At 68.6% G+C, this 25,713-nt stretch carries 35 protein-coding genes; 32 read left to right on the top strand and 3 right to left on the bottom strand.

The window, feature by feature from the left end; all coding sequences use genetic code 11:
• Window positions 1-108: 108 nt before the first annotated feature.
• From ACFC8N_RS42700 to ACFC8N_RS42710, 3 genes are all read right to left on the bottom strand, one after another.
• Complete coding sequence (locus ACFC8N_RS42700) at window positions 109-411, bottom strand: hypothetical protein (protein ID WP_376295044.1); 303 nt, start codon at window positions 409-411, stop codon at window positions 109-111.
• Window positions 412-630: 219 nt separating this feature from the next.
• Window positions 631-1,836: a helix-turn-helix domain-containing protein gene (locus ACFC8N_RS42705; RefSeq protein WP_376295045.1), complete on the bottom strand. Its 1,206-nt coding sequence runs from the start codon at window positions 1,834-1,836 to the stop codon at window positions 631-633.
• A 187-nt stretch (window positions 1,837-2,023) separates the two neighbouring features.
• Window positions 2,024-2,293 (bottom strand): hypothetical protein, encoded by a 270-nt coding sequence (locus tag ACFC8N_RS42710; protein WP_376295046.1) that lies wholly within the window; start codon window positions 2,291-2,293, stop codon window positions 2,024-2,026.
• A gap of 184 nt (window positions 2,294-2,477) precedes the next feature.
• Here ACFC8N_RS42710 and ACFC8N_RS42715 point away from each other — a divergent pair, with 184 nt between their 5' ends.
• The 32 genes from ACFC8N_RS42715 (at window position 2,478) to ACFC8N_RS42870 (ending at window position 25,697) form a co-directional block, all read left to right on the top strand.
• The gene (locus ACFC8N_RS42715) at window positions 2,478-2,651 is read left to right on the top strand and encodes a hypothetical protein (RefSeq protein ID WP_376295047.1); all 174 of its coding nucleotides are present in this window, start codon (window positions 2,478-2,480) and stop codon (window positions 2,649-2,651) included.
• On the top strand, window positions 2,651-2,959 hold the full coding sequence (locus ACFC8N_RS42720) for a hypothetical protein (RefSeq protein WP_376295048.1): 309 nt from the start codon (window positions 2,651-2,653) through the stop codon (window positions 2,957-2,959). Before ACFC8N_RS42715 ends, ACFC8N_RS42720 begins: the two co-directional genes overlap by 1 nt.
• On the top strand, window positions 2,959-3,357 hold the full coding sequence (locus ACFC8N_RS42725) for a hypothetical protein (RefSeq protein WP_376295050.1): 399 nt from the start codon (window positions 2,959-2,961) through the stop codon (window positions 3,355-3,357). The genes ACFC8N_RS42720 and ACFC8N_RS42725 overlap by 1 nt, the downstream gene beginning before the upstream one ends.
• 13 nt (window positions 3,358-3,370) lie before the next feature.
• Window positions 3,371-3,643: a hypothetical protein gene (locus tag ACFC8N_RS42730; protein WP_376295052.1), complete on the top strand. Its 273-nt coding sequence runs from the start codon at window positions 3,371-3,373 to the stop codon at window positions 3,641-3,643.
• A 78-nt stretch (window positions 3,644-3,721) separates the two neighbouring features.
• Window positions 3,722-4,015: a hypothetical protein gene (locus ACFC8N_RS42735; RefSeq protein ID WP_376295053.1), complete on the top strand. Its 294-nt coding sequence runs from the start codon at window positions 3,722-3,724 to the stop codon at window positions 4,013-4,015.
• 79 nt (window positions 4,016-4,094) lie between these two features.
• On the top strand, window positions 4,095-4,346 hold the full coding sequence (locus tag ACFC8N_RS42740) for a hypothetical protein (protein WP_376295055.1): 252 nt from the start codon (window positions 4,095-4,097) through the stop codon (window positions 4,344-4,346).
• Window positions 4,343-4,621, top strand: coding sequence for a hypothetical protein (locus ACFC8N_RS42745; RefSeq protein WP_376295057.1), 279 nt, complete (start codon window positions 4,343-4,345; stop codon window positions 4,619-4,621). The genes ACFC8N_RS42740 and ACFC8N_RS42745 overlap by 4 nt, the downstream gene beginning before the upstream one ends.
• A 21-nt stretch (window positions 4,622-4,642) precedes the next feature.
• A complete protein-coding gene (locus tag ACFC8N_RS42750; protein WP_376295059.1) occupies window positions 4,643-5,044 on the top strand; it encodes a hypothetical protein in 402 nt (133 codons plus the stop codon).
• A gap of 35 nt (window positions 5,045-5,079) precedes the next feature.
• Window positions 5,080-5,445: a hypothetical protein gene (locus ACFC8N_RS42755; RefSeq protein ID WP_376295060.1), complete on the top strand. Its 366-nt coding sequence runs from the start codon at window positions 5,080-5,082 to the stop codon at window positions 5,443-5,445.
• A gap of 42 nt (window positions 5,446-5,487) precedes the next feature.
• Complete coding sequence (locus ACFC8N_RS42760) at window positions 5,488-7,002, top strand: DUF2637 domain-containing protein (protein ID WP_376295062.1); 1,515 nt, start codon at window positions 5,488-5,490, stop codon at window positions 7,000-7,002.
• Window positions 7,003-7,257: 255 nt separating this feature from the next.
• On the top strand, window positions 7,258-9,105 hold the full coding sequence (locus ACFC8N_RS42765; RefSeq protein WP_376295063.1) for a hypothetical protein: 1,848 nt from the start codon (window positions 7,258-7,260) through the stop codon (window positions 9,103-9,105).
• 27 nt (window positions 9,106-9,132) lie between these two features.
• Window positions 9,133-11,310, top strand: a complete 2,178-nt coding sequence (locus ACFC8N_RS42770) for a hypothetical protein (RefSeq protein ID WP_376295065.1) — start codon at window positions 9,133-9,135, stop codon at window positions 11,308-11,310.
• A 196-nt stretch (window positions 11,311-11,506) separates the two neighbouring features.
• Complete coding sequence (locus ACFC8N_RS42775; protein ID WP_376295067.1) at window positions 11,507-12,064, top strand: hypothetical protein; 558 nt, start codon at window positions 11,507-11,509, stop codon at window positions 12,062-12,064.
• The gene (locus ACFC8N_RS42780) at window positions 12,064-12,816 is read left to right on the top strand and encodes a GIY-YIG nuclease family protein (protein ID WP_376295068.1); all 753 of its coding nucleotides are present in this window, start codon (window positions 12,064-12,066) and stop codon (window positions 12,814-12,816) included. Before ACFC8N_RS42775 ends, ACFC8N_RS42780 begins: the two co-directional genes overlap by 1 nt.
• Window positions 12,817-13,174: 358 nt before the next feature.
• Window positions 13,175-13,306: a hypothetical protein gene (locus ACFC8N_RS42785; RefSeq protein ID WP_376295070.1), complete on the top strand. Its 132-nt coding sequence runs from the start codon at window positions 13,175-13,177 to the stop codon at window positions 13,304-13,306.
• Between the two features lie 19 nt (window positions 13,307-13,325).
• A complete protein-coding gene (locus tag ACFC8N_RS42790; RefSeq protein WP_376295071.1) occupies window positions 13,326-13,586 on the top strand; it encodes a hypothetical protein in 261 nt (86 codons plus the stop codon).
• Window positions 13,583-13,870: a hypothetical protein gene (locus ACFC8N_RS42795; protein WP_376295073.1), complete on the top strand. Its 288-nt coding sequence runs from the start codon at window positions 13,583-13,585 to the stop codon at window positions 13,868-13,870. Before ACFC8N_RS42790 ends, ACFC8N_RS42795 begins: the two co-directional genes overlap by 4 nt.
• 27 nt (window positions 13,871-13,897) lie before the next feature.
• Window positions 13,898-14,419, top strand: coding sequence for a hypothetical protein (locus tag ACFC8N_RS42800; RefSeq protein WP_376295075.1), 522 nt, complete (start codon window positions 13,898-13,900; stop codon window positions 14,417-14,419).
• Entirely contained in the window at window positions 14,412-14,570 is a 159-nt protein-coding gene (locus ACFC8N_RS42805; protein WP_376295076.1) for a hypothetical protein, read from the top strand. Before ACFC8N_RS42800 ends, ACFC8N_RS42805 begins: the two co-directional genes overlap by 8 nt.
• Window positions 14,567-15,571: a hypothetical protein gene (locus ACFC8N_RS42810; RefSeq protein ID WP_376295077.1), complete on the top strand. Its 1,005-nt coding sequence runs from the start codon at window positions 14,567-14,569 to the stop codon at window positions 15,569-15,571. Before ACFC8N_RS42805 ends, ACFC8N_RS42810 begins: the two co-directional genes overlap by 4 nt.
• On the top strand, window positions 15,571-16,290 hold the full coding sequence (locus ACFC8N_RS42815; RefSeq protein WP_376295078.1) for a hypothetical protein: 720 nt from the start codon (window positions 15,571-15,573) through the stop codon (window positions 16,288-16,290). Before ACFC8N_RS42810 ends, ACFC8N_RS42815 begins: the two co-directional genes overlap by 1 nt.
• Before the next feature lie 136 nt (window positions 16,291-16,426).
• Window positions 16,427-17,005, top strand: a complete 579-nt coding sequence (locus ACFC8N_RS42820; protein ID WP_376295079.1) for a hypothetical protein — start codon at window positions 16,427-16,429, stop codon at window positions 17,003-17,005.
• A 24-nt stretch (window positions 17,006-17,029) separates the two neighbouring features.
• Window positions 17,030-17,443, top strand: coding sequence for a hypothetical protein (locus ACFC8N_RS42825; protein ID WP_376295081.1), 414 nt, complete (start codon window positions 17,030-17,032; stop codon window positions 17,441-17,443).
• Window positions 17,444-17,723: 280 nt separating this feature from the next.
• A complete protein-coding gene (locus ACFC8N_RS42830; protein ID WP_376295082.1) occupies window positions 17,724-18,200 on the top strand; it encodes a DUF6221 family protein in 477 nt (158 codons plus the stop codon).
• Between the two features lie 106 nt (window positions 18,201-18,306).
• Entirely contained in the window at window positions 18,307-18,522 is a 216-nt protein-coding gene (locus tag ACFC8N_RS42835; RefSeq protein WP_376295084.1) for a MerR family transcriptional regulator, read from the top strand.
• A 123-nt stretch (window positions 18,523-18,645) separates the two neighbouring features.
• The gene (locus tag ACFC8N_RS42840; RefSeq protein ID WP_376295085.1) at window positions 18,646-19,485 is read left to right on the top strand and encodes a glycoside hydrolase family 16 protein; all 840 of its coding nucleotides are present in this window, start codon (window positions 18,646-18,648) and stop codon (window positions 19,483-19,485) included.
• A 48-nt stretch (window positions 19,486-19,533) separates the two neighbouring features.
• Complete coding sequence (locus ACFC8N_RS42845) at window positions 19,534-19,833, top strand: hypothetical protein (RefSeq protein ID WP_376295086.1); 300 nt, start codon at window positions 19,534-19,536, stop codon at window positions 19,831-19,833.
• A gap of 5 nt (window positions 19,834-19,838) precedes the next feature.
• The gene (locus ACFC8N_RS42850; protein WP_376295087.1) at window positions 19,839-19,991 is read left to right on the top strand and encodes a hypothetical protein; all 153 of its coding nucleotides are present in this window, start codon (window positions 19,839-19,841) and stop codon (window positions 19,989-19,991) included.
• An 18-nt stretch (window positions 19,992-20,009) separates the two neighbouring features.
• On the top strand, window positions 20,010-20,384 hold the full coding sequence (locus tag ACFC8N_RS42855; RefSeq protein WP_376295088.1) for a hypothetical protein: 375 nt from the start codon (window positions 20,010-20,012) through the stop codon (window positions 20,382-20,384).
• A gap of 11 nt (window positions 20,385-20,395) precedes the next feature.
• Complete coding sequence (locus ACFC8N_RS42860; protein ID WP_376295089.1) at window positions 20,396-23,611, top strand: right-handed parallel beta-helix repeat-containing protein; 3,216 nt, start codon at window positions 20,396-20,398, stop codon at window positions 23,609-23,611.
• A gap of 15 nt (window positions 23,612-23,626) precedes the next feature.
• Window positions 23,627-24,274 carry a hypothetical protein gene (locus ACFC8N_RS42865; protein WP_376295090.1) on the top strand — a complete coding sequence of 216 codons (648 nt, stop codon included), beginning with the start codon at window positions 23,627-23,629 and terminating at the stop codon, window positions 24,272-24,274.
• Between the two features lie 16 nt (window positions 24,275-24,290).
• On the top strand, window positions 24,291-25,697 hold the full coding sequence (locus tag ACFC8N_RS42870; protein WP_376295091.1) for a DNA-packaging protein: 1,407 nt from the start codon (window positions 24,291-24,293) through the stop codon (window positions 25,695-25,697).
• Window positions 25,698-25,713 lie beyond the last annotated feature (16 nt).

Raw genomic sequence — 25,713 nt, forward strand, 5'->3', positions numbered from 1 at the left:
CCAATCCACTGGTGTGCGATACGGCCGGTAGGGGTGCTGCGACCTCTAGCCGGCCGTTTTGCGTTTCCGGGGCCGTGGCTGCGAACACGGCTGGTCGGAACGCGACCGTTACTGCTGGGCTGAGGCCTTACTCCGCCGTCCCGGTTCCTTGTCCGGACCGCGCCCCACGATCGGGTGGTCCCGGAAGAACTCCAGGAACGGTTCGGTCTCCATCACCTCGGCGTTCGCCAGCAGCCAGTACGGGTGCGGGCGGTCCGGTCCGAACGGCCAGTCCGGGTGCTTGGAGATACGGCGGACGCCTTCCCGGGTCATGTTCTTCACCAGGTTGAGGCGGACCAGGAGGTCGGCGCCGGTGGCGAAGGTGACGACGGGCGGGACGGCTTCGAGGGTTCTGGGGTCGGGCTGCTTCAACTGTCACCCCGGGTGTTGATCGAGACCGGGGGCAGCGCGAGAGATACGCCAACAAGTACCATCGCGGTGACTGCCTTCTCTGTACTGGGTCGGTTGGTCACGGCCGCATACGACTTCGCAGGTCAGCGGCCAAACAGGGAGGTCGGGGGTTGTGGTGACCGCCGGCCTCCCGCCTTTCTGTCTACGGCGGGCTATGCATCATCCGTCGCCTTCCTTCCGTTATGCCGCCAAGGCATTGATCGCCTCGACGGTCTCCACAGCCGTGCTGCTACCGGCGTACCGAGGCGCGGAGAGCATCCCCGCCACCCGGTCCATCCGCTTCACGATCCACGAAATCTGGTCCTCCACCGGCAACGACAGAACCGGCTGGAGGGCATCGGCCGCACCCTCGACGTCGTCGAGCTGCACCCGGGCCGTGGCCAGGTAGATGTGGGCCAACCGCTCATCGTCCAGCGACCGTTCCTCGACCGGCCCGGACTGCCACAAGCCGATCGCCTCGAGGGCCTCCCGCTGCGCGCGTTCCGCATCGTGACCGCCCTCCAACCAGATCAGCGAGGACCCGGCGTAGTACGACTGCTTGGCCCGTGAGAACCCGAACAGGCCCTCGAGCGAGTCGGGCCGGCGGATCCGCTCCCGAGCCTGCTCCGCGGAGTCCAGCGCGGCATTCGCCGCCCGGCTGTCACCGAGGTTCGCCAGGCACTGGGCCTCGCCACAGCGCAACCGGGCCTCCCCGGTCCCCTGACCGTGACCCACCCACTGGTAGCCGTCCCGGACGTACTCCAGCGCACGCCCGTAATCACCCTGGAACCGGGCGATCAGCGACTTCGTCCCGGCCACCCATGCGGCCAGCTCGGCGTCACCCGCGAACTCAGCGCACCGGCCCGCCGCCGTGGCGTGCTCCAGCGCCTCCTCCGCATCACCCATGTCCAACAGCGCGTACGACAGCACCCCAGACAACCGGCCCGCGGCCACGTACAGGTCCGAACGGTCCTGCGGCCGGTGATGCCCCGAACGCAACCGCTCGAAGGCCTCGCCGCGCAGCAGATGCGCACGGTCCATCATCGGACCCGGGGGAGACGCCAGATAGTCGACCGCGGTAGCCGACACCCCGTCCTGCAACTCGCTGATGTCCAGGTCCGCCAGAGCAGTCAGATCCCGCGACATCGCGAGCGCGGCGGCACGAGTCCGGTGTACGGCCGCAGCCTCCCGGCGTGCTCTGTCCTCCCGCTGCCACTGCTCCACCAGCGCACCATTCGCGCCCGTCGCCTCATCCGCGGCCTCCGCCACGGACAGAGGAGTCGGCCGGCGGCCGGTCTCAAAGTTGTGCAGCGAAGTCCGGTCGTAGCGGACGCGCTGCGCCAGGTCCGCCAGGGACATGTGGGCAGCCAGGCGCCACTCACGGAGCAGTTCCGGGAAGGTCGTCATGACGCTGAGTCTTCCTCCTCTCACCTCTCGTCGGGAGGGCTAGCCGCCCTGTTCGCCGTCTTTGTCTGTTGGCAATTCACGATCTCGTCGATTGCCAACAGCAGCTTCAACTCCGGTGCAGTCGAGCGGTGCTGGCATGGAGTCAGCAGTGATCGCCGACTCCGGAGAAGCCCATGCAGACGACTCGTCAGTCCTTGTCGCCAGCGTCGGGCTTCTCCTGTCTGCGCCTCGCCTCCAGGTCGGTCCGCCGGCCCGGTCGAACGATCCGGTTGGCGAAGAACTCCGCCACCTTGTCGGCCGGGTACTTCGCCCGCGTGCTCCCTGGCGCGATCACGGGGGAGGGGAACTCCGGGTCCGACTTGGCGATCCGGTGGACCAGCTGGCGACTGATGCCACGGTCCGCAGCGATCTCCGGGATGGTCATCAAGCGGGGCTCCTCCTTTTCCTCGTCGGTCAACGCGTCTCCTCCATCATGCCGCACCTTGTTGACAAAGTCCATGAGGTGCGGGACTCTCGTATCAGCACAACGAAACGACCCCGGCCAGCAAGAGCCGGACCGGGGTCGCGTGTCCAAAGCAGCGCTCGCAACGCCGCCAAGGACTGTGAACCGTCCTACCTGCCACAACAGGAGGTCGATCCTCATGCAGCAGGATCGCACAGCACGTAGTGCATTGGCACCGCACCCCAGCGACAACGTCACACAGGTCGCCCCCTCCGCCCAGTACGACACCGAGCCCCTGGCCGCCGCCGCTGCCGATGCTGTGGCGCGTCTGGAGCGGGCGTTCGCGCCCCGCACCGAGAAGGCGGTGGCGTGATGGAGAGCTTCGAGAACACGCCCGAGGAGATGGCCGCGCTGGAGCTGTACCACCAGCTGTGCAACCTCAGCCCCGAAGGCGAGCGCGCCATCCACATCACCCTGCGGATGCCGAACTGCCGCTACGTCGGCGACGTCTGGCTCGGCCTGGAGGACATGAAGCGTCTCGCGGACTCCTGCATGGGCCTGGGGTTGGTCCGGGAGACCGCCGAGGCCGCCGCCCCGCTCCCCGTGGACGACAAGACGGTCACGGAGAAGGACGTCACGGACGTCATCGCCGGCTTCGAGAACCTCCTCGGCGGCGAGTGATGAACGGCCCGAACCACGTCCACACCGCCGCGAACGCTGTGCCCCCGCTCGACGACGAACTCGCCGGCCGCCTGGAGGACCTGGACGGCATTCACGCCGGGATCGATCTGATCCGCGACGGGATCCGGCTCCTCGCCCTGGACCGGCACACGATCGACCGCACGCAGACCGTCATCGCCGGACTCGCCGGTGGAGCCGACGGCACCAACCTCGTCGCCACCATCGGCTACCTGATCGCCCGCCTCGCCAATTCCGACAGCAACCCGGCCCTCCGCACCCTCCCGCTCGACCAGCAGAAGGACGTCCAGCAGGCCGGAGAAGACGCCTGCCGGATGCTCACCGACCCGTACGTCCACCAGCCCGCCGCCGAAGTCTGCGGCGCCATCGACGGCATCTGAGGAAGGCCAGCCCATGTCGCTCCTCGCCTGGCTGAAGAGCCGCCGCGCCCCCCAGCCCAGCAACCGGCACACCGACATGTGGAAGGGCAAGCCCCTCCCCGAGCGGAACCGCGCCTTCACCCAACTCCACTACCGGCTCTACGACCGCCGCACCGGCAACCTGCTCGGCTACGGCTCGACGAACTCCCTCACCAACATCGGCGCCGACATCCTGCGCACCCAGCAGAACCACCCCAACGCCCAGGTCTACGCCGTCGAGTACGACGGCCCCGCCTACACCGACTGACCACCACCCACCGGGGGCCGGCCGCCGAAGCCTCCTACCGCATCGACCCGACCACCTGACCCGGAAGGAACCCCGACCGTGACCATCGCCCCGAGCATCCTCGCCACGTACACCGACAACATCGCCTTCGTCGCCGAGACCAGCCCGGCACAGACCCCCGACGAGTTCGTCAACCAGCTAGAGACGGCAGCCCGCAACCTCACCGCAGCCCGCATCAACGGCGCCGAGGACCTCGAAACCGCCGCCACCTACCTGATCGACGCCATCCACGCCAAGGGCACCGAACGCCAGGTCCTCACCAAGCAGGCCGTCAGCTACCTCGCCAACACCCGCGACATGGTCGACGAGTACCGGGCCATGGTCGGCGACTGACCACCCACCCCGCGGGGGCCGGCCGCCGAGCCGACACGACGACCGGCCCCCACCCCGACCAGACCGAAAGGAGCCCGCCGTGGCCCGCAACAAGCTCAAGGCCAACGCCGTGTACGCGTTCGCCGAAACCCTCCTCATCGCCGCCACCCTCGCCGGCGGCATCGTCGCCTACGAGCTGCTGGCCAACATCCCCACCCTCCTGGCCGTCATCGGCGCGATCGCCGCCGCGTTCGTCACCGACGTCTTCGTCGCCCCGATGATCGGCGACGTTTTCAACCCGGCCATCGACCGCCTCCGCGGCCTCGAGCCCGAGGGAGCCGACCAGTCATGACCGCCACCACCCAGGACCTTCAGCGCGCCGCCCGCGAGTACCGCGAGATCGCCGACCGGCACGAAGCCAACGGCCGCCACAACCTCGCCCGCAACTTCCGCGCCCACGCCGCCGACTGCGACCAGCGCGCCGAGGAGATCCGCCCGAAGACCGGCGCCGAGTTCGCCGCCGCCCACGGCGACTCCAGCACCTGGACTGCCGCCGACTTCGACAGCGAGTTCGTCTACGCCGAGAACGACGCCCACCGCGCCGCCAACCACGGCCTCGCCGCCTAACCCCGAAAGGACCCAGCCGTCGTGAGCACCACCACCGAACTGATCAGCCGCGCGATCCGACTCCTCGACTCCAACGAGCCCCAGGACCGCGACGTGAACAAGGCCAACGCCGCCGCCCGCGTCGCGACCGCCCGAGCACTCTCCGACCTCGCCGAAGCCGCCCGCACCGACACCAACCGGCCCGCCTTCCCCACCCAGAACGCGTGGCCGGCAGGAGTCACCGCCCGGATCCTCACCCGCGCCGGCATCCTCCTTCGCAACCCGAACGCGACCGTCGACATCCACGACAACCACCGCTCCACCGCGATCTGCCAGACCTGCGGCCGCAGCAAGAACCACGGCATCGAATACCGCGACGAGGTCCTCGACTGGGCCCACGACCACGCCTCCACCTGCACCGCCCTCCCCAACCCCGCCGCCTGACACTCCGACTCCGAACCGAGAGGACACCGATCCCCGTGCTCGCCTTCCTCACCCGCCGCGCCCGGCAGGAGACCCCGACTCCCGAGCCGGTCACCGCTGCCGAGACCGACGTCCCGCAGGACGACGACAACGTCCTCATGCGGTTCATCACCCAGGGCGGCGCCACCGTCGAACTCCACCCCACGCGCTTCACCGCCAAGTTCGACTACCGAGGCGCCCCCTACGCCGTGAGCGAGCCCTACAAGGTCGACGGATTCAACTGGCGCTGCACCGGATGCGCCGCGTTCGGACGCGAAGACGAGACCTACTACGAACTCGGCTTCCGCACGCGCGGCGAGGCCCGCGACGAGGCAAACGAGCACGCCACCGCCTGCCGCTCCATGCCCAAAAACGCCGCCTGACCCCTGCCCCTGCACGCCCGCCCAGGAAGGAAACCGATCCCCGTGAACACCACCCCGGCCGGCAACGAGCCGCACCGCCCCGGCGGACCCCTCGCGCCCACCGCGCCGGGGAACACCCCCACGGCCACCCTCCAGCCCCTCACCCGCGCCCAGAAGACCATCGCCGCCTTCGTCGGCACCGGCACCGCATTCATCGCCGCCCTCGGCTTCGCCGGCTCCTACTCCTCCGTCACCGTCAAAGCCCACGCCCTCGGCTTCGGCTGGTTCGCCAACTGGATCACCATCGGCGTCGACGCCGGCATCGGCATCTTCCTCGCCCTCGACCTCCTCCTCACCTGGCTGCGGATGCCCTACCCGCTCCTCCGCCACATCGCCTGGCTCCTCACCGCAGCCACCATCACCTTCAACGCCTCCGCCTCCTGGCCCAACCCCCTCGGCGTCGGCATGCACGCCGTCATCCCCGTCCTCTTCATCGCCGCCACCGAAGCCGCCCGCCACGCCATCGGCCGCATCGCCGACATCACCGCCGACAAGCACATGGAAGGACCGCCCCCGTCCCGCTGGTTCCTCAACCCGGCCAGCACGTTCATCCTGTGGCGCCGCCAGCGGCTGTGGGGCATCCGCCTGTGGGACACCGTCCTCGAGCTGGAGCGGGAGCGCCGCATCTACATCGGCCAGCTCCGCCGCGAACACGGCCGCGGATGGCGGCGCGCTGCGAACGCCGACCAGCTCCTCGTCCTCCGGCTCGCCAAGGACGGCATGAGCATCCAGGACGCCATCGACCTCCCCAAGCGCGAGGCGGGCAAGCTCGCCGCGGCCGCAGCGAAGCGAGCAGCCGAAGCCCGCACCAAGGCCGAAGCCGAAGCCGAAGCGAAGCACCAGGCCGAACTTCGAAGCGCCGAAGCCGAAGCGAAGAGGCGAGCCGAAATCGCCGAAGCCGAAGCAGCCGAAGCGCGCGCCCGAGCCGAAGCCGAAGCGGCGGCCGAAGCAGCCCGACTCGAAGTCGAAGCGAAGCGCGTAGCCGAAACCGAAGCAGCCCGACTCCTCGTAGCCGAAACCGAAGCGAAGCTCGCTCGGCTCGCCCGCCAGGAGAGGGACGCCGAAGCCGAAGCCGAACTGAACCGGCAGCGTCGAGTCGCTGAGCAGGACCGACTTCGGGTCGAAGCCGCACGTCGTGCCCGCGAGGAGGAAGCCGCTGAGGCTCAGCGGCGCAGGGAACAGGAGCTTCGGGAACGCGCCCAGCGCATCGTTGCCCAGGCATCCACTGCTTCGGCTTCGACTTCGGGAAGTACTTCGGGTTCCGCCTCGAAGCCGGCCTCCACTTCGGCTTCGACTTCGGGTTCGGTCTCCGCTCTCGGTGGCCGCGGCGCCAAGAAGCAAGCCGAAGTCGAAGCGGTCCTCGCCCGCATGGTCGAAGCGAACGACCCCGAAGCGGTCTCCCTGAAGTGGATCCAGGAGCACTTCGACCTGAAGCAGACCACCGCCTGGGACCGGCTCGTCACCGCCCAGCAGCTGTACGCCGAAGCCCAGAACCCGAAGTCCGAGAAGACCGCCTGAAAGGAGGTGTAGAAGGTGAGCGCAGAGACCATCCCGACGTTCCAGCTTGACCCTTCGACGACGTCCCCGGACGTTACGGGGAGTGACATCGGTGGCGGCGGGGCGGGGCGGGGCGGGGTCGGAAACGGCTCAGGAAGCCCTCTCGTGGTCGTTCAGCAGCCTCGCGCCGCTGCCCCGCCCCGCCCCGCCCCGAGGCGTTCTCGGGACGACAGCGACAATTCCCTTCGAAACGGGTACGCCGCGATCTCACACAGCGTGAGCGGCCAGACGGCGGCGGTCGGCCTCGGATTCCTCGTCGGCGGCCCGGTCGGCGCCGTCATCGGCGGCGTCGCAGCGCCGGTTGCCCTTGCGGCCGTGATGTGGCGCAGCCGGAGGGCCGAGCACGACGAGGCCGCCAACCAGAACGGTGCGGGCACCGGGAACACCAGCCGAGACTCGTCAGGTTCCGGACGCGGAAACGGCAGTGGGAACGGCGGCGGCCGGAACAACGGCGGAGCCGGCCGCCACGACAGTCCGGGCGGCGGCCGCCACCGGTCCCCGAACGGCCACGGGAACGGGAACGGGAACGGCGGGACCGGGAACCACCGGAACCAGAAGCCGAAGGTGAAGGACCCGGTCGCGGACAAGCTCACCCGGCTCGGCAAGGACCTCGCCGACAAGTTCAAGAACCGGGACAGGGCGGACAAGGCCCCGAAGAACGGCAAGCACGACGGCACCGGCCCGAACGGCAACAAGGTCAAGGACCCGAAGGCCCCGAAGGACAGCGCCGGCAAGGGCCGCAAGTGGCTGAAGGACCGCGGCCCGCAGCCGGACAGCACGAAGCCGTGGGCAGACCGCGGCGAGAAGCCGAAGAAGGACAAGAAGGCCAAGGACAAGACCGGCAAGGACAACGGCCGAGGCCGCGACGCTGGCGACGTCACCGCCGAGAGCGCCCCCGACGGCCTGCCGCCCGGCCCCCACGAGGACCGCATCGCCCTCGTCCGAGGCAAGCGCGAGAAGGAAGCCCGACGGAAGGCGATCACCGCCGCGCGCAAGGCAGCCGAACAGGCGGCCCGCGCCGGCAACCTCGGCGACCCGCACGAGGTGAGGCTCGAAGTCATCCGCGAGACCAACCGCCGCATCGACCTGGAACTTCAGTACGAGAACCAGTTGCTGGCCCTCACGGCGGCAGCCGAGACACCGAGGAGCACCCCCGTGAACTACCCCGCGATCCAGGCCGCCCCGGTCGGCACCCACACTGCCGGCACCGCCATCGCCCGGCAGGTCGACTTCCGCGGTTCAGAGGCGTTCGCGATCCTCCGCGCGATGGCTGACCAGCTCGCGCACGGCCTGTACAGCGACGATGACGCCGACATGGCCGACCACATCGTCGAGTTGTCCGGCATCCCGAGCATGTGCAAGAACCTGTCGATCGCCGTGCAGGAAGCCGCCCGCGCCCTGGCCCGGACCGCACCCCTGCACCCCTCGGTCATCAAGCACCTCAACAACGCGGCCGTCGCCGCCCGCAGTGCCGGCGTCATGGCCGACAACATCATGATCGTGTTCGTGCAGGCCCACCGCGAGGACATCATCCGCGTCCTCGACCCCCGCATCGGCGAGGAACGCTGGAACCTGCGCAACAGCCCCGGCACCCTCGACGCCGCTAAACTCCGCGCCGCCATCGCCACAGCACACTCCGCGCGCCTCGCCCTCCCCGCCGGCAGCTCACCCGCCGGCGGCACCAGCAGCGGCGGCAGCAAGCTCGTGCCGGCTTCCGACGGCAGCACCAAGAAGCTCATCAACCTCATGAAGGACTTCACCCGCGGCCACATGGTCAACGTCCTCTCCGAAGTCGCAGGCTCGGCCGCCGGCGTCGAAGTCGTCGCCGACTCGGTCACCAAGCTGTACCGCCGCATGGCCAGGACCTGGCCGACCGAGGGAGTCGTCGACGAAACGGTCCGCGCGACCGCCGCGAAGGTACACGCGATCTCGGACGAGCTGAAGAAGGCGATCAAGGCGGCGCAGCGTGCGCACCAGCGCGAGCTCCGCCTGAACGAAAAGCCCCGCAAGAACGCCCGGGCGGAGTCCAAGTGGGATGTCGCCGGCCGCCGTCCGTCCAGCTGACCGAGCCGATCCGAAGGGAGACCAGCCATGACCACCACAGAACTGCCAGTGACGATCACCGACAAGCCGAAGAAGTGGGACTTCAGCAGGGACGCCGTCACCCACGGCCGGCTCGTCGCATGGGGCGCCGAACTCGGCGTCGCCACCGCCCTGATCGCTCCGCTCGCCGACATTCCGTGGGAAGCCGGCGCCGGCGCCGGCGTCATCTGCACCGGCGCAGCCGTCCTCTACGAGCACGCCCGCGGATCCTGGCGACGCGTCATGATCGCTAGGGCCGCCGCATGGCTCACCACCACCGGATGGCTCTCCTACACCCTCGCCGAAGGCCCCACCCTCCTCAAGATGACGTTCGGCGGCGCTATCTGGGCCACCGGAGCCGCCGTCAACATCGGCATGGACAAGTGGGGCGAGGAAACCCGCGAAGCAGAGAAGGAGCTCGACCGCCGCCTCGAAACCGGCGAGACCATCAAGGCCGCCCAGGACGGCTGGTCACGCCTCCTCGAGAACATCTGCGGCATCGAAGGCGCCACCGCTGACCCCGTCGTCGACCGCTGGCGCAGCGGCGCCGGCTACACCGTGAAGATCACCCTCCCCGCCCACATGAACGTCGACGCCCTCCGCGGCTACGAAGCCGCCCTCGCCGGCGCCCTCCACCTCCCCAAGGGCGGCGGCGTCAGCTTCAACGCGGGCGGCCCCGACACCCCCCGCAACGTCGTCTTCATCGCCGTCACCGAGCGGAACATGATGAGCGGCGCCATCCCGTACCCGAAGCTGACCCCGACCACGATCAACAAGCCGATCGGTTTCGGCGTGGTCGGCAACGGCGACGAAGCCGGCCTCAACTTGAAAGACGAGGGGTTCATCGCCATCGGCGCCCAGGGCTCCGGCAAGACGGCCCTGATGAAGACGCTCGGCCTGGGCCTCGTCCGCTGCATCGACGCGATCATCATCGACCTCGACACCTCAGCGAAGATGTCCGCCGTCTTCGTGAACCCGTGGCTCCGGTACGGCATCGGCCGGCCGCTCGTCGACTGGCCGTGCACCACCGACGACGAATGCCTCCTCGCCGTCCGCGCAGCCCGGGACGCGATCGCCGCACGGAAAACGGAGTACGCCGACCTCCTCGAGGACGAAGACCTCGACAACCTCCCGGCGCGCCCCGACCTGCCGGCGATCCACATCCGGGTCGACGAGACAAAGTCCATGTCCGACGAAGTCCTTCAGGGCATCGACTTCATTATCGAAGAAGGCCGCAGCGTCAACGTCCGCGTGAGCAACACCGGCCTGCGCGCAACCCGCGACTACATCACCGCCGCTATGGATGAGCTCACCCCCGGCCGCATCGGACTGCGAACGAACAACTCCAGCGAACTCGACATGCTGTACCCCGGACACGGCGCCCCCGACATGGCGATCTTCACCGACCCGGGAACCGTCGTATACATGTCCGCCACGAAGGGCCCGTACCAGCCCGTACCGGCAAAGGCGTACGCCACCATGGCCGAAGCCTTCACCGAGGGCAGCGACGACCACGCCCGCATGTCGACACTGTTCATGGACGCGGCACGACAGCTCTCCGACATCCGACCCGACATGGACCCGATCACCGCAAAGGCCATGGGCCTCGCCTGGTCGCAGCGCTGGGCCCGCTGCATCCCGAACCTCCGCGGCGACTCACACGGCAACGTCACCCCGGACCGCATGCACGAGTCGGTATGGGAGCTGTACCAGTCATGGGGCCAGCCCGCCTCATACGACCTGCTCCTCGGCCGGCTCACCGACGACGACGGATACACCCGCACCGCACCCTCCACCGGGGCCGCCGCCGAAATCCCCCGCCTCACCGAAACCATCCTCGACGACGCCGAACTCGACCGGCTCGCCGCACAAGAAGCCGCCATCGAACTCGCCAAGACCTCCCCCAAACCGAAGTCCAACGACGACCTCGCCGTCGAGCTGTTCGCCTCCAAAGGCCAGCCCGTCAAACCGTCCGAGATCTACCCACTCATGGTCCGCGCCGGATACACCCTGTCCGAGCGCACCTTCCGCGACCTCGTCGCAAAACTCGGCCTACAAGACAAGCTGGTCAAGGGCCATGATGGAACCTACGCGGCAGCAGCACACGAATGCGGTGAGGTTCCCAATGGACGAGTTCGCGGAGTTGAAGATGACCCCCATGGAGGAGGCGATGCTCCACATGGCTGAGCTGATCTCCGCCCTGAAGAAGGCCGGCCTCAGCGAACACAGCGCCGTCCGCTTCGCAGCGATCTACTTCAACGAACAGTCGAGCAACATCGACGACACCGACGACGACTGATCACACCACACGACCAGGAAAGCCCCCGGGTCGTACCCGGGGGCTTTCTGTATCCACACCCACCGACAAAGGAAACCCATCCCCGTGAACCTCCTGCCCGACCCCACCGCGCGGCAGCCCCACGCCACCCAGGCCGGGCAGCCCACCCCCACCACCGACCAGACCAACCAGATCTGGAACGACTACGACCGCGCCATCCTCGAAGGACGCCCCTACAACATCCCGACCTCCTACAAGGACTCCACCCCCGTCCCCGCCTACGGCCTCAACCCGCCCGTGCCCCAGCCCGGCCGGCCCCCCATGAGCCAGCGAGCCGTCGACCTCAACACCACGATCCTCACCAGCAGCGTCCTCACCGTCGCCCTCGGAGGCACCGCCACCGGCATCATCTGGGCCTCCGGCCACGCCAACCCCACCGTCGTCGGCCTCATCATCGCCGCCCCCGCAGCCCTCGCCGTCCCGATCCTCGCCCTGTCCCGCCTCGTCAAGCGTGCCAAGGAAGTCGTGGAAGCCGCGCCGACCACGCACCACCACCACTACAACGGCAACGTCATCCAGGACCACCGCACCGTGAACAGCAACACCCGCGGGATCTGGGCCAGCACCCGCAACCACCTTCCAGCCGGGACGGAGGAGATCTGATGAACCCGAGAGCGTGCATCGTGCCCGACTGCGAGGAACAGTCCTTCATCACGAACCCGATCCCCCTATGCAGCGAGCACGCCCTCACTATCTCGCTCAACGTCACAGACCTCCTCCACGCCAACGCCCGAACCGCTCTGGCCACCGACAGAGCAGACGTAGAACGAACCCGGGTCGCCCCCAACAGCGTGTGGCAGCAGGCCTCCCACCCATCGGTGGTCTACTTCCTCACCAACGGCGACAGAGTGAAGATCGGCACCAGCACCAACATCACCGCACGAGTAGGCGCACTAGCTCTCCGTAAGGCCAATGCAGCTCTCCTCCTGCAAGGTGGAAGCAACCTCGAGAACGCTCTGCACGACCACTTCGCAGACGACCGCATCGGCAACACCGAGTGGTTCATCCTCTCCCCACGCGTTCAGGAGTACATCGCCCGCCGGAAGGAAGCAGACAGTGCTCTACGGCAGCCTCTTCTGCCACCCGATGAAGCCGAGCCAGTCACCATCCCCGCACCACGCATGCACGTCGAACGGCCACCTATTGCGGTGGAGAAGATCCTCGAAATCTTGAAGGCGTTTCAGGACTCGGAACAACCCGTTTACCTGCACAAGGACGACATCTGCCGACTCGCCGACTTGAAGGAAACCACCCTCAACGGCGCCCTCACCCGCCTCAAGAAGACCGGGCAGATCCACTCCGGCCCGGACCGCGGCACCTACGGACTCGGCCCCGGCACCGAACCGGGGGAGTAGCCAGGGGGGAAGCACCTCGGACAAACCCCCGCCCATACGCCAGCATCAAAACGACCGCCCGGGGACCCGGCCCGTCCCACCCGACCCCAGGCACCACGGCCCCCGCCGCCCAACTCCCCCCGGGCAGCGGGGGCCGACCCACACCCGGAGGAACCATGGCCCCCACCCCACTCCGCTGGATCCCCGACCCCCAATCCGCCAACATCCTCGCCGCCTACCGACGCACCCGCGAACCCCTCCGCAGCGTCCTCCGCCGAGCCCTCCACCACCTCGCCACAGCCGACGGCATCCTCGACCCCAGCGGCCGCATCCGAACCACCCCCCGACCCGGCAACCAACCCACCCCAGGACCACGCCCATGACCGCCATCTGCTGGGCCCTCGCCGCCCTCTTCGCCTACCTCGTCCTCGCACCAGCCCCGCAATACGACCTCCAGCAGACCCCGACCGCCCACCCCATGAGCCCTCACCACGCCCCGACAACCCCATGAACCAGCGAGGATGGACCCCATGAGCGCACGCGACAGACTGCTCGCCTACCTGCAACAGACCGGACTGAGCACACCGCGAGCCGAAGCCAACCTCGACGCCTTCGCAAATGAGCTGGCGGAGAAGCTCCGTGCGTGGGGCCAGGACGGCGAAAAGCGCCTCGCTGGAGAACCCTCGCCGTTCTACATGTGGGAAGACGCCGACCGCGCCGCCGACCTCATCGCCCCGCGCCCGACGAACAGCGCGGGCCCGGCCCGCCCGGACGAGGAGCCCACCCCATGAGCGCATACGACGACCTCGTCAACGACATCCGGTTCTGGGACCAGATCCAAGGCGACGCCAAACGCACCGTCATCTGCGAACCTCACCGCGCCGCCGAAGTCCGCGCACTCATCGACCAACGCGGCTACGACCACGTCACCGTGCTCGCCAGCCTTGCCTGCCCGGAAGGCCAGTTCCTCGTCATCGACGAACAAGCACTGGAAGCCGCCAACCGGCAGATGATGCAGCAGGCCACACGAGACTTCCGCCTGCAGACCCCGCCGCATGACGACGGCCCTGCGTGAGGGGAAGCGTTTCTGACAGGTCGGATCATGCGCGGCAGCATCACCGTGGACACACCCTCACGTCCCGGAAGGCCCGCCGTGCCCGACACCCACAACTTTCAGGACCAAGGCGACCCCGCCCGACGTGCCGCCGGAATCGACGGCACAGCAGGAGACGCCCAAGACATCCGCCACCGCTTTGTTCGGGATGATGTAACCGGCGCCTGCCTGCTCTGCGGACTCGCCGAGACCTACCGCAAGCACATCGACCGACTACTCGACTGCGGCCTCTGCTACGAGGAGCAAGGCGAGGAAGTTCACCCCCACCCCGAATGCACGGTCGGGAGGAATGGCGTACTGCGCCAGAACCCTGACGGAACCTGGGGTCCCGTCAAGCCTCTGCCGCTGACCGGCGACTTCGACGTCGAGGTGTACGGCACCGGCCCGTGGCGCTGGGAGGCATGGGCCGGCCTCGATCGCGTAGCCACCGGAAACGCCCGCACCCGGTTCGGGCTGAAGATCGCGATCCTGCGTGCCCGGCGCCAGCATTCAAGGAGGAGCCGTGGCTGACACCCCGCAGGACCCCATCACCGCACTCGCCGAAGGCGCCACCCAACTCCACGAACTGTTCGTAGCCCACATGGAAGCCGGCTTCACTGAGGCCCAGGCCCTCCAGATCATCATCGCCATCATCACCGTCGGCGCCCGGGGCAACGGATGACCAGCCCCATCGTCCAAGGCCGCTGCCCCGCCTGCGGCACCACATCCCTGCTCGTCGGCGACGGCGGGCACGTCACCTGTTCCCTCGACGTCTGCCCCAACCCATCCGCCGTTGACGAGCTGCTCCACGGCGATATCGCCACCAGAAGCACGAACACGCTCCTCGACCGCCGCATGGTGGCGTCCGCAGCCCTGTACAACAGCACCCTGGTACGGGCACTCAACGCCGAGGGCGCCGTCGACAGCGTCCGCGAGTACGCGGCCACAAGCGACGACGACGGCCGCCGCACCCGGGAGGCCATCCTCCGCATCGTCGGCAACTGGCCCGGACCCGGAACTTCGCCCGCCCGGGTGCCAGCGACCCAAGCGACCGAAGCCGACGATCTGATCCGCGAGCGCTGCCCGCACTGCCCCGAGACACTGCCCCGCAACCGGGTCGACGACCACGTGACCACCGCCCACGCCGACCTCTCGCCGTGCACTGCCAGCATTCACGTCCGGACCAACGACACCACCTACCGGTGTGCGTTCCGCGTCGGCCACAACGGCGAGTACGGAGCCCTCCACGCCAGTGCCTACGCCAAACGCGGCGGCCGGTACGTGTGGGACGACGAACACGACGGCGCGATACCCCACCGCGACGCCGGGCCCGCCGCACCGGGCTGGTCACGGAAGGCCGACGGCACCTGGACGCTGCTCGTCGACGGCGGCACCGTCACGGTGCCCGCGCACTTCACCCCGCTCGACTCGGACCGCGCCGACACCGGCTGGAAGCAAAACAGCCAGCCCGCCCCCTGCGCGGACTGCATCGCTGGCGCGCACGACCCGAACTACCACCGCAGGCGCAGAGGCCTGCCACCACCTCCCCCTTCCACCGAGGAACAGATCGTGGGCGCCCTGCACGAACTCGCCAGCTCCGTTCGCGACCTTGTCTCGGCGCTCCGCCTGGAAACCGCAGACCGCTCCAACTGCGCGACCGCCCACGACATCAAGGGGGACTAGTGACCGCCGCGCCTACCTGCTGCCCGGGTCCGTGCAACAACGCCTGGCGTCTCGCCGAAGCCCAGCTCGCCACCGACGGCACCGAGCACGACATCCCCGTCACCTGGGGCCAGCCCGTCCACTGCCCCCGCTGCACCAGCCGCACCCACGCCCAACTCGCCGAACTGCCTGAGCTGATCGTGGCGATAGGGCTGGAGGCGCTGCACGGCACCGCACCCAAGACGACCGGCACCATCGGCCGGGCCGCCGTCGCATCCTGGCCCGGACAAGCCTCCCGGCTCCTGACGGACCACATCGTCGGTGGGCTCCTGGAGCTGGAGGACGACATCCGCGAACTCCGCCACCTCCGGCACCGGCCCAGCCGCGGCACCGAAGCCCGCAACGCCGCCGGCGCCGTCACCTTCCTGGGAGCCCACCTCGACTGGGCCCTCGCCCAACACCCCGCCGCCCACGAAATCCACGACCGGCTGTCCGCCAACCCGGCCGCCCAGATCCACGGCTGGCACCGCACCGCCCAACGCTTTACCCGCCGCGACTCGCGCCTCGAGCACCACCGCATTCCCTGCCCGCGGTGCGAGCTGCTCACCCTGTACCGGGCCGACGGCGATGACTACATCGAATGCCGCAACATCAACTGCCAACTCCTCCTCACGCCGGGGGAGTACCACGAGCACACCCGCCGACTCGCCGACCAAACCCGCATGGCCCGAGCCGCCTGACGGTGACGGTCGCGGCCCCATCGCGTCCAATCCATGCCGTTCTTCCCAGTCGTGTCACGAATCTCCCGCATCGCCTTTACGCCGTCCTCACACCCACTACATTCACCCATCACGGAATTCAGCACAGGGGGGCCACGTGAGCCAGCACCAGCCCGGATGGGCAAACCAGCCGCAACAACCGTCGCAGTCGCAGTGGAACGCACAGACCCAACCCATGTGGGGCGCACCCCCGCCGCCGACGCCGAAGAAGCGCCGCGCAGGGAAAGTCGTGGGCCTCGGCTGCCTCGGCATCGTCGGCCTGTTCATCATCATGGGGATCGTCGCCGGCGCAGTCAGCAGCGGCAGCAAGAACGACAGCACGACCAGCAACTCGCACAGCACCAGCAAGGGAGCCGCACCCGCGAAGGCTGGGACCCCAGCGCAAACCGGCAGCCCCGCGCAAATGCTCGCCGACCTCGACGGCGACAAACGAGACCCCAGCAGCTACCAGACCGCCCTCGACGCACTCACACCGAAGTGCAAGCAGACACCGAAGGAGATAGCGGCCATCGCGAACGCCATGGTCGAACTCCTCCGGAAGAACGGCGTAGACGACGAGACGGACTACAGCGCGCTTGTCCACCTCAACCAGTCCATCCCGGCCGGGTCCCCCAAAATGGACTGCCAGGACATTGCCGGCGTCTACGTAACGATGCGAGAAGGCGGAACGTCGTAGCGGCACCGGCCACATACTGGCGGGATGAACGACGAGTTCCCCGCCAGCAACGGTGACGCGGTTTTGGCGGAAGCCGACCAGTACTTCCTTGCGGACCCGGGCGCGCCCGTCGAGCCCCGGCCAGTCGCCGCGGGCTACCTGACGCGCGAGACGCTGGAGGCAGCATTCGCCCGGCTCGAACACCACGAACTGCGGGCCGATCCGATGCAGGTACATTCCCCCGCCAGCCAGACCTTGACGTCCGCCGATCCCGAGCCGCCAGTGGGCACCATCGTGCGCACGGCGGCTGGCACCCTGTGGAGCAGGTACGAGGACAGGCCGGTGGCGTGGGAGCCCGCCGACAGCGACATGCGGGAGTGGGCCGACGCCGAGTCGTGGACGAAGGTCGCCGGGAACTACGGGCCCGTCACCGTGATCGAGTGGGGTGAGGAACGGTGACACTGGCACCCCTGGAAGACCCGACTTACCAGCCGAAGAACCCACCGGTTGACGGCCGCGTCCCCGACGTAGTGGCCAAGTGGGGGCCACGATCCCAGGTGCGCTGGTTCAGGCGGTTCCGTGACCAGCTCACCGTCCACTGGAACTCCGACGACTACTACTCAGAGACCGAGCACCACCGTGGCAGCCACTGCGACTCCTGCACGCAGGACGCCGCAGCGGGCTATCAGGACCTACCCCACGTCTGCTGCTGCGTTGCCTTGCACGAAGAGGAGCAGCGGTGACGGACACGGACCAGATGGTGACGTGGCTACGTGCGGCCATGGACGAAGCCGAACGGATCTCCAAGGCGGCGGCCACGCCAGGCCCGTGGACCGCGCACAAATACACGTGGGGCGACGACTTCGAAGCCTCCATCGGCACGTACGACGAAACCAACGTGGTCGGCCACGGCTACGAGGGCGGAGGCGTCGTCTGGTGGACCGACGCGGTGTTCATCGCCGCGAACAACCCGGCCGCCGTGCTGCGCCGGATCGCCGTCGACCGGCAGCTGCTCGACGACCTCCTCACCGAGCAGCACAACGTCGTCGAAGACCCCGCCTACACCTGCCCCGCCGCCACTGCCGAACGAGACGGCGGTCGGAACTACCATCCCGGCGCCTGCAATTGCGGCCGAGACGAACGCGTCCAGCGGCGAGTCCGTCTGTTCGCCGAGGGCTACGGCTGGACCGAGGAAATGACGAGTTCGGGGCATTGACTTGACAATGATCAAGTCGGCATGTCAGATTTGCGACGGATACCTATGCCTCCGAAAGGGCCCCGGACACGTTCCGGGGCCCTTTCGCGTTCCCGAAGGAGGCGGCATGTACCTCGAAGGAAGCCTCGACCACACCCTCTGGACAACCGCCGAAGCAGCCGAGGCTGCAGGCGTCACCCCGAGCGTGATCTACCAGTGGAAGAAGCGCGGCAAGCTCAAGCCCGTCAACCGCACCGGCTGGCCCCGCTACCGCGCCCTCGACGTCCTCCGCGTCGAGCAGGCCACCCGGCAGCGCGCGGGCCGCACCCACGCAGCCGCCTGACCCACCCCAGCCGTCCGCCGCCGCCCCTGTGCTGAGGGTCGCAGCCGGCGGCGGACTCCCCGTCCCGCCGCCCGTTGGGCCCCCGCCACGAGCGGCGGGACTTCAACCCTTGGGGAGGTGTCCATGCTGCGTCGCCTCGCCCTCGTCTCCGCCGCAGCCCTCGCGCTCCTCGGCGTCAACGCCGCCCCAGCCCGAGCGGCCGCGCCCGGCTTCCGCTACCTGTGGTCCGACTCGTTCAACCAGCGCGTCTTCCTCGGCGGATTCAGCGAATGCAACCACAACACGGACACCGCACAGGCCTACTGCGGTGGCCTCACCGGGACGACACGGGCGAACTGGTGGGCGTACCCCAACGACTGGCCGGACACCGCGAAGAGCGGCCAGCTCGGCGTCTACAAGGTCGGCGGTACCTACCACCCCGAGGACACCGTCTGGGTAGCGCCCAGCGCCTGGGGTGACGGGCAGATGCATATCCGCATGTACCGGCCGAATACCGGTGGCGACGTGCACTCCGCCACCGTCGTACCGAAGCACGCGATGGGCCTCCGCTACGGCCGGTACCTGATCCGTGAGCGCGTCTCCCACGTCGGGCGCGGCTTCAAGAGCGCACAGTTGCTGTGGCCCGTCGACAACAACGCAGGCGGATGCAGCGAGATCGACTTCCCGGAGAACAGCCACGACGTAGCCCCATCCGCGTACGACCACCCCGCGAACTGCGGGGGACAGGACGCATACGGCTCCCGGGCGTCGTGGAGCAACTGGCACACCTACACGACGTCCTGGACGCCGACGTCCGTGACCTTCGCGATCGACGGCCACACGGTCGGCGTCAGCCGGCACAGCCCGAGCGTGGCCATGGACTGGGACGTGCAGAACGAATCGTCGCTGGACGGCGAGCAGGCCGCCCCCGGCACCTGGGACCAGATCGACATCACCTACGTCGAGGTCGACACCTGGTCCTGATCTCCACTGCATTCCGCACCACCACAACCCTCAACAAGGAGAACCGTCATGTCCGTACTCACCGGCCGTTTCCACGACCTCGTCACCCAGCTCCAGAACGAGGGACACCACCTCGCCGACGAAGCCCGCAGCCTCCTCAACCACTACGAGAAGGTGGAGGCGGCCCTCGTCGAAGGCGTGAAGCCCGTCCTGGCCGACCTCCGCACCGGCATCACGGCCGACTTCAAGGACGCTGCGACCCGTGTCGAGACCGCCGTCACCACGGACCTCAAGGACGGCGTCGCCCGCATCGAAGCAGCGGTCGCGAAGGTCGAGGCCCTCGTCAAGCAGCCGCCCGCCGCGAGCTGATTCCGATGCTCGAGGTCTTCTGCTACACGATCGCGTTCGTGCTCTTCGGCTTTGCCGCCGTCGTCCCCGCGGCAGTGCCGTACCGGGACCGCATGGTCTACGCGGGCCTCGGCCTCTGGCTCCTGCCCGCCACCGTCCACGTACTGCAGGCCCACTGACTGGTCGGGGGTGACGCGGTGCCAGTCCTCCCCAACCAGGTCCAGGCGAATGCATCGGCCGGTGGTCAGTGGGTGGAGACGTACACGCTGCAGAACGACGACGGCACCTTGATGAACATCAACGGCAAGTCGTTCGAGTTCGTCGTACGGCCCTCGGTCACCGACACAACCGAGCCCGCCAAGGTCGCCGTCACCTCCACCGCGGCGAACGCGCAGGGCTACATCACGGTGACAGCCAACACGAGCACGGTGCAGGTCGTCCTCTCACCGACCGCCACCGCCCTCCTCGGCAAGTCGGCCTACCCGTACGCGCTGTGGATGGACCCGGGCCTGCCCGACGCAACACCGGTCGTCGCCGGCACCTTCTTCACCAGCCTCGTCGCCGCAGCCTGAGAGGAGCCCCGGTGAACGTCATCGTCCAGTCCGGCGGCACCTCCGGCCCCCGCGGCAACTCGGTCCTCAACGGAACCGGCGCGCCCACCTCGACGGTCGGGATCGACGGCGACTGGTACATCGACACCGCCGCCAACAAGCTCTACGGGCCCCGCGCCGCCGGCGTCTGGCCGTCCACCGGCCTACCCATGACTGCACAGGCGGCCGGCGCTCTCCTCGCAGCGAACAACCTCTCCGACCTGAACAACGCTGGCACCGCCCGCACCAACCTTGGCCTCGGTGGCGCCGCGACCTTGAGCGTCGGCACGACCGCAGGCACGGTGGCCGCGGGTAACGACTCCCGCATCACTGGTGCGATCCAGAGCGGCGCTGCGGCGGGCGGCGACCTGTCCGGCACGCTGCCGAACCCCACGGTCGCAAAGCTCCAGGGCACGCCGATCGCAGTCTCACCGGCGACGACGACCCAGTACCTGCGGGCGGACGGAACCTGGGTCAACCCCGGCGCCCCGGTCATCAACGTCCGGGACTACGGTGCCAAGGGCGACGGCGTCAGCAACGACACCACGGCGATCAACAACGCCCTCACCGCCCTGGGAACGGCTGGCGGCGGAACGCTGTACGTTCCGCCCGGCACCTATGTGACGACGGGCCTCGTCGTACAGAACCTGTCTGGCTGGACGATCCGCGGCGAACGCGGGTCGATCCTCACCCTCGCCGGGAACACCGTGGCCGCCCCGAACCAGGGCTCGGCGAACGTGCTTACGGTGGCGGACTGCACCGACTTCGCGATCGAAGGCCTGTCGATCGACGGCCGCAGGGACAGCCTGTTCCCCCTCACCCCGCTCGCCGCGAACGCTGCGACCGCGCAGAACACCGTGCAAGTCGCCCACGGCGCGAGCGCAGCCTACGTTGTGGGCCAGCGCCTCAACCTGCTCGGCGGGCTCACCGCCAACTCGGGCAACGAGGCGAACCAGCAGGACAAAGACCTCGTCATCGCGTCGATCACGCCCGGGTCTGGGGCAGCCAACGACATCATCACCTTCACGGCGAACCTGGCCAACGGCTACACCTCCGGCGCCGGAACGCTCAGCGACGGGTACGGCCCGTATGCGGCGCCGGGCGCTTACCTCACCCCGTGGCAGACCGTGCCGCTCGGCGCCGGCAACACCGTGGCTGGCCGCGTCCTGTCGGAGGAGGACCAGCAGAACGGCATCCACCTCCTCAACTGCAAGCGATTCCGGATCTCCGGCTGCAACATCCACGGCGTATGGGAGTCACCTATCCGCTGCGGCAGCCACATCCTGACCGGCGGCGCGCAGACAGACGGCTGCTCGTACGGCACGATCCAGGGCAACGTCATCTGGCACGGCTACGACCAGGGCATCGGCCTGTGGTGCTCCAGCAACATCACTGTCACCGGCAACACGATCACCGCCGCCGGATGGGCCGGTGTCTGCCTGACCCTCTCCGACGACTGCACGGTCACCGGCAACGTCAGCAGCGACAACGTCCAGCGCATCCCGAACGACATCAAAGCCGGGTACGGGATCGCGGTAGAGGGTGGCGCTCGGGACACGATCTCGGCGAACAAGTGCAACGCCAACTACGGCTCCGCCGTCTACCTCACCGCTGGCGGCACGCTCCCCTTCGGCGGCCCCGCCCAGGTGGCCACTACGGTTGCCTCCGGGTCCAACGCGGTGCCGCTGCCCGTCGCCACGGTGAACGTGGGCTCCACCGCGGGGTTCGCGACGGCCGGCCAGTTCACGGTGCTCTCCAGCGCTGGGGCGCAGCAGATCACCTACACCGGGATCACCGGCACATCGTTCACGGGCTGCACGGGCGGCGTCGGCACCCTCTACACCGGGCAGAAGCTCACCCAGTACCCGGTCTTCACCAACAACGGCGCCGCGCTGGCCATCGCTTCCACCACGACCACGGTCACCGACGGCACGAAATTCCAGGTCGGCGGCCGATACACACTGGTCGACGGGCCGAAGACCGAGCGGATCGACGTCACCGCCATCAACGGCAACGTCATCACCCTGGCCAAGGCGACCGCGTTCCAGCACGCCGACAGGGTGCAGGTCTCGCAGGCGGTGTGTGAGGACAACACCATCGTCGGCAACTCGCTGTCCGGCGGTACCGACATCGGGATCCGGCTGCTCGGCGCGGTCCGCACCACCATCTACGGCAACGTCATCAACCGGGCGGGCCTGCGCGGCATCGACCTGATCGCCTGGAGTTTCGGTGGCCTCCAGCCGCCCTACGGAACCGTCGTCGCAGGTAACACCATCACCGCGCCGGACAACACCGGCGACGGCTCCTCCTACCAGGCCATCGCCGCAGGCCAATGCAGCGACCTCCAGATCGTGAACAACCGGTGCTCCGGCGCCCCCTCCACTCAGGGCTACTTCACCGCCCTGTTCCTCCAGGCGGTCACCGACAGCGTCGTCTCCGGCAACGTCATCGCCGACGCCTACGCGATCGGCATGCGCCTCGACGTCGTCAACGAGGCCGTCTGCAAGCGGGTCCTCCTCTCCAACAACGAGGTACTCCGCTGCTACGGCGAAGGCGTCATCCTCTGGGGTGGCGACAGCCTGAACGTCAAGAACAACATCATCGTCGGCTGCGCCAGCAACAACGGGCCCGGCGGCTTCGGCGGCGCGTTGGACATCCGCGGCGTCACCAACAGCCAGATCAGCGACAACACCGTGGTCAACAACGGCCATGGCGGCATCGGGCTGGACTCGGCGACGATCCAGGGCAACACCGTCAACTGCGTCGGCAACATCCTCGCCGGGAACATCGCCCGGGACGACGGCCAGAACTACGACGCATTCTCCGGCGCCCACACCCAGCAGGGATCGGGCATCAAGGAACTGTCCGGCGGGCAGGGCCCCAACACCTACCTCAACAACCTGGTCAGCGGCAACATCACCAACTGGGGAATCAGCAGCAGCGGAAACGTCCTGCGCGGAAACCAGAACTACAACCCCGTCGGACGCTTCACCGCCCAGCCCCCGGTCCCAGCCAGCGGCACCCCGTACGCCAACACGCTGAACGCGGACGCCATGGTCACCATCGTCGGCGGCACCGTCAGCGCCATAGCTGTCGGCGGGCAGCCCACCGGCCTCACCACCACCCCGGCCACCGTCCGCGTCCCCGCCGGGCAGACCATCACCCTCACCTACACAGTCGCCCCCACCTGGACCTGGTTCGGCGACTGACCCTCGGAGACCCTCATGCCCGACACTCCCGACCTTGAGGAGCACACCCCAGACGGCAAGAACCGCCGCTGCCAACGCCGCTCCAAAAACCGCGACGGCGCCCAGTGCGGCGGTATCGCCATGCGTGGCCAGGACGTCTGCCACTTCCACGGCGGATCTTCCCCCCAAGCCAAGGCCAAGGCCAAGGAACGCCTCGTCGAGGAGAAGGCGAGGAAGGCCGTGGCGACATACGGCGGCAAGATCGAAACCACCGCGACCGAAGCCCTCCTCGACGAGGTCCAGTGGACAGCCGGGCACGTCGCCTGGCTCCGTGAACGCGTCCAGGAGATCGAGGACACAGCCACCGGAACGGACGGCCAGCACCCGCTCGTGTGGGGCAAGACCCGGGAGAAGACCGGCGGCCAGGACTGGGGCCAGACCGAGGAAGCCACCCCCAACATCTGGCTGCGCCTCTACCAAGAAGAACGCGACCACCTCGTCAAGGTCTCCACCGCCGCCATCAAGGCCGGCATCGAGGAACGCCGCGTCCGCCTGGCCGAGCAGCAGGGCCAGTTGGTCGCTCAGGCCATCCGGGCGATCCTCGACGACCTCGGCTTGACCGTCGAGCAGCAGGCCAAGGTGCCGGAGATCGTCCCCCGTCACCTGCGAGCCCTCGCGTCCTGACCCGGGGAGGCGGCCGATGACCACCGCACCCGACTGGCTCGAGCACGCGGCCGCCGCGTTCGATAAGCCTTTCCACCCGAAGTGGCGGGACATCGCCCGGCCCGAGCAACTCCCACCCGCCGGCGCGTGGCTCACCTGGGCGTTCGTCGCCGGCCGCGGCGCCGGGAAAACCCGCTCCGCAGCCGAATGGGTTCAGGAGCGGGCCATGGCCGAACCCGGCTGCCGGATCGCCCTCGTCGGCCGCACCCCTGCGGACGTCCGCGACGTCATGATCGAAGGCGAGTCCGGGATCCTCGCTGTCGCCCACGAAGACGCCCCCCTCTACCAGTCCACCAAACGGCGCCTCACATGGTCCAACGGGTCCATGGCGCAGACGTACTCAGCTGAGGTGCCCTCCCAGCTTCGTGGCCCGCAGCACCACTACGCGTGGGCGGACGAGGCCGCAGCCTGGACCGACGCCCCCAAAGGCGACGTGCTCGACACGGCGTGGAACAACCTGATGCTCGGCCTCCGCCTCGGCGACGCCCCCCGCTGCGTCGTCACGACCACGCCGAAGCCGAACGCTCTCACCCGCATCATCCTCGAACGGCCTTCCACGGTCGTCACCCGCGGCTCCACGTACGACAACCTCGGCAACCTCGCAGCCTCGTTCCGCGAGCAGGTCCTTGCCGCCTACGAAGGCACCCGCATCGGCCGGCAGGAACTCCTCGGCGAACTCCTCGACGACGTCGAAGGCGCACTGTGGACCATCGGCCTCCTGGACGAGACCCGCGTCGAGCATGCCCCTGAGCTACGGCGCGTCATCGTCGCCGTGGACCCGTCCGGCGGGACAGGGCCGAACGCCGACGAGCAGGGCATCGTCGTCGCCGGGCAGGGCATTGACGGCGACCTGTACGTCCTCGCCGACCGCTCGTGCTCCCTGTCTCCGCACGGCTGGGCATCCCGGGCAGTGGCCGCCTGGCGGGAGTTCGGCGCCGACCGGATCGTCGCCGAACGCAACTACGGCGGCGACATGGTGGAGTCCACGATCCGCCAGGTCCAAACCGACATCCCGATCAAGGTCATCACCGCGTCCCGGGGCAAACTCCAGCGCGCCGAACCCGTCGCCGCCCTGTACGAGCAGCACCGCGTCCACCACGTCGGACCGCTGGCGCAGCTCGAAGACCAGATGACCACGTGGACCCCGCAGTCCGGGACCAGCCCGGACCGGATGGACGCCCTCGTGTGGGCGCTCACCGAACTCGCCGACGGGTTCTCAGCCCAGTCCTGGATCGACTACATGCGCCGCAAGTCCGAGGCCGGACAGACGCCGTCCGGGTCCGAGGAACCCGCTGTGCCGACGCCTGCACCCGACGTCGTGGACCCGGTGGAAGCGCGCCGCCGCGCACGCAACGCCGCCTTCCAGCACCAGTACCGCACGTAGCCGAGCCGAGAGGGGG

Source organism: Streptomyces sp. NPDC055966 (assembly GCF_042269865.1).
Classification (GTDB): domain Bacteria; phylum Actinomycetota; class Actinomycetes; order Streptomycetales; family Streptomycetaceae; genus Streptomyces.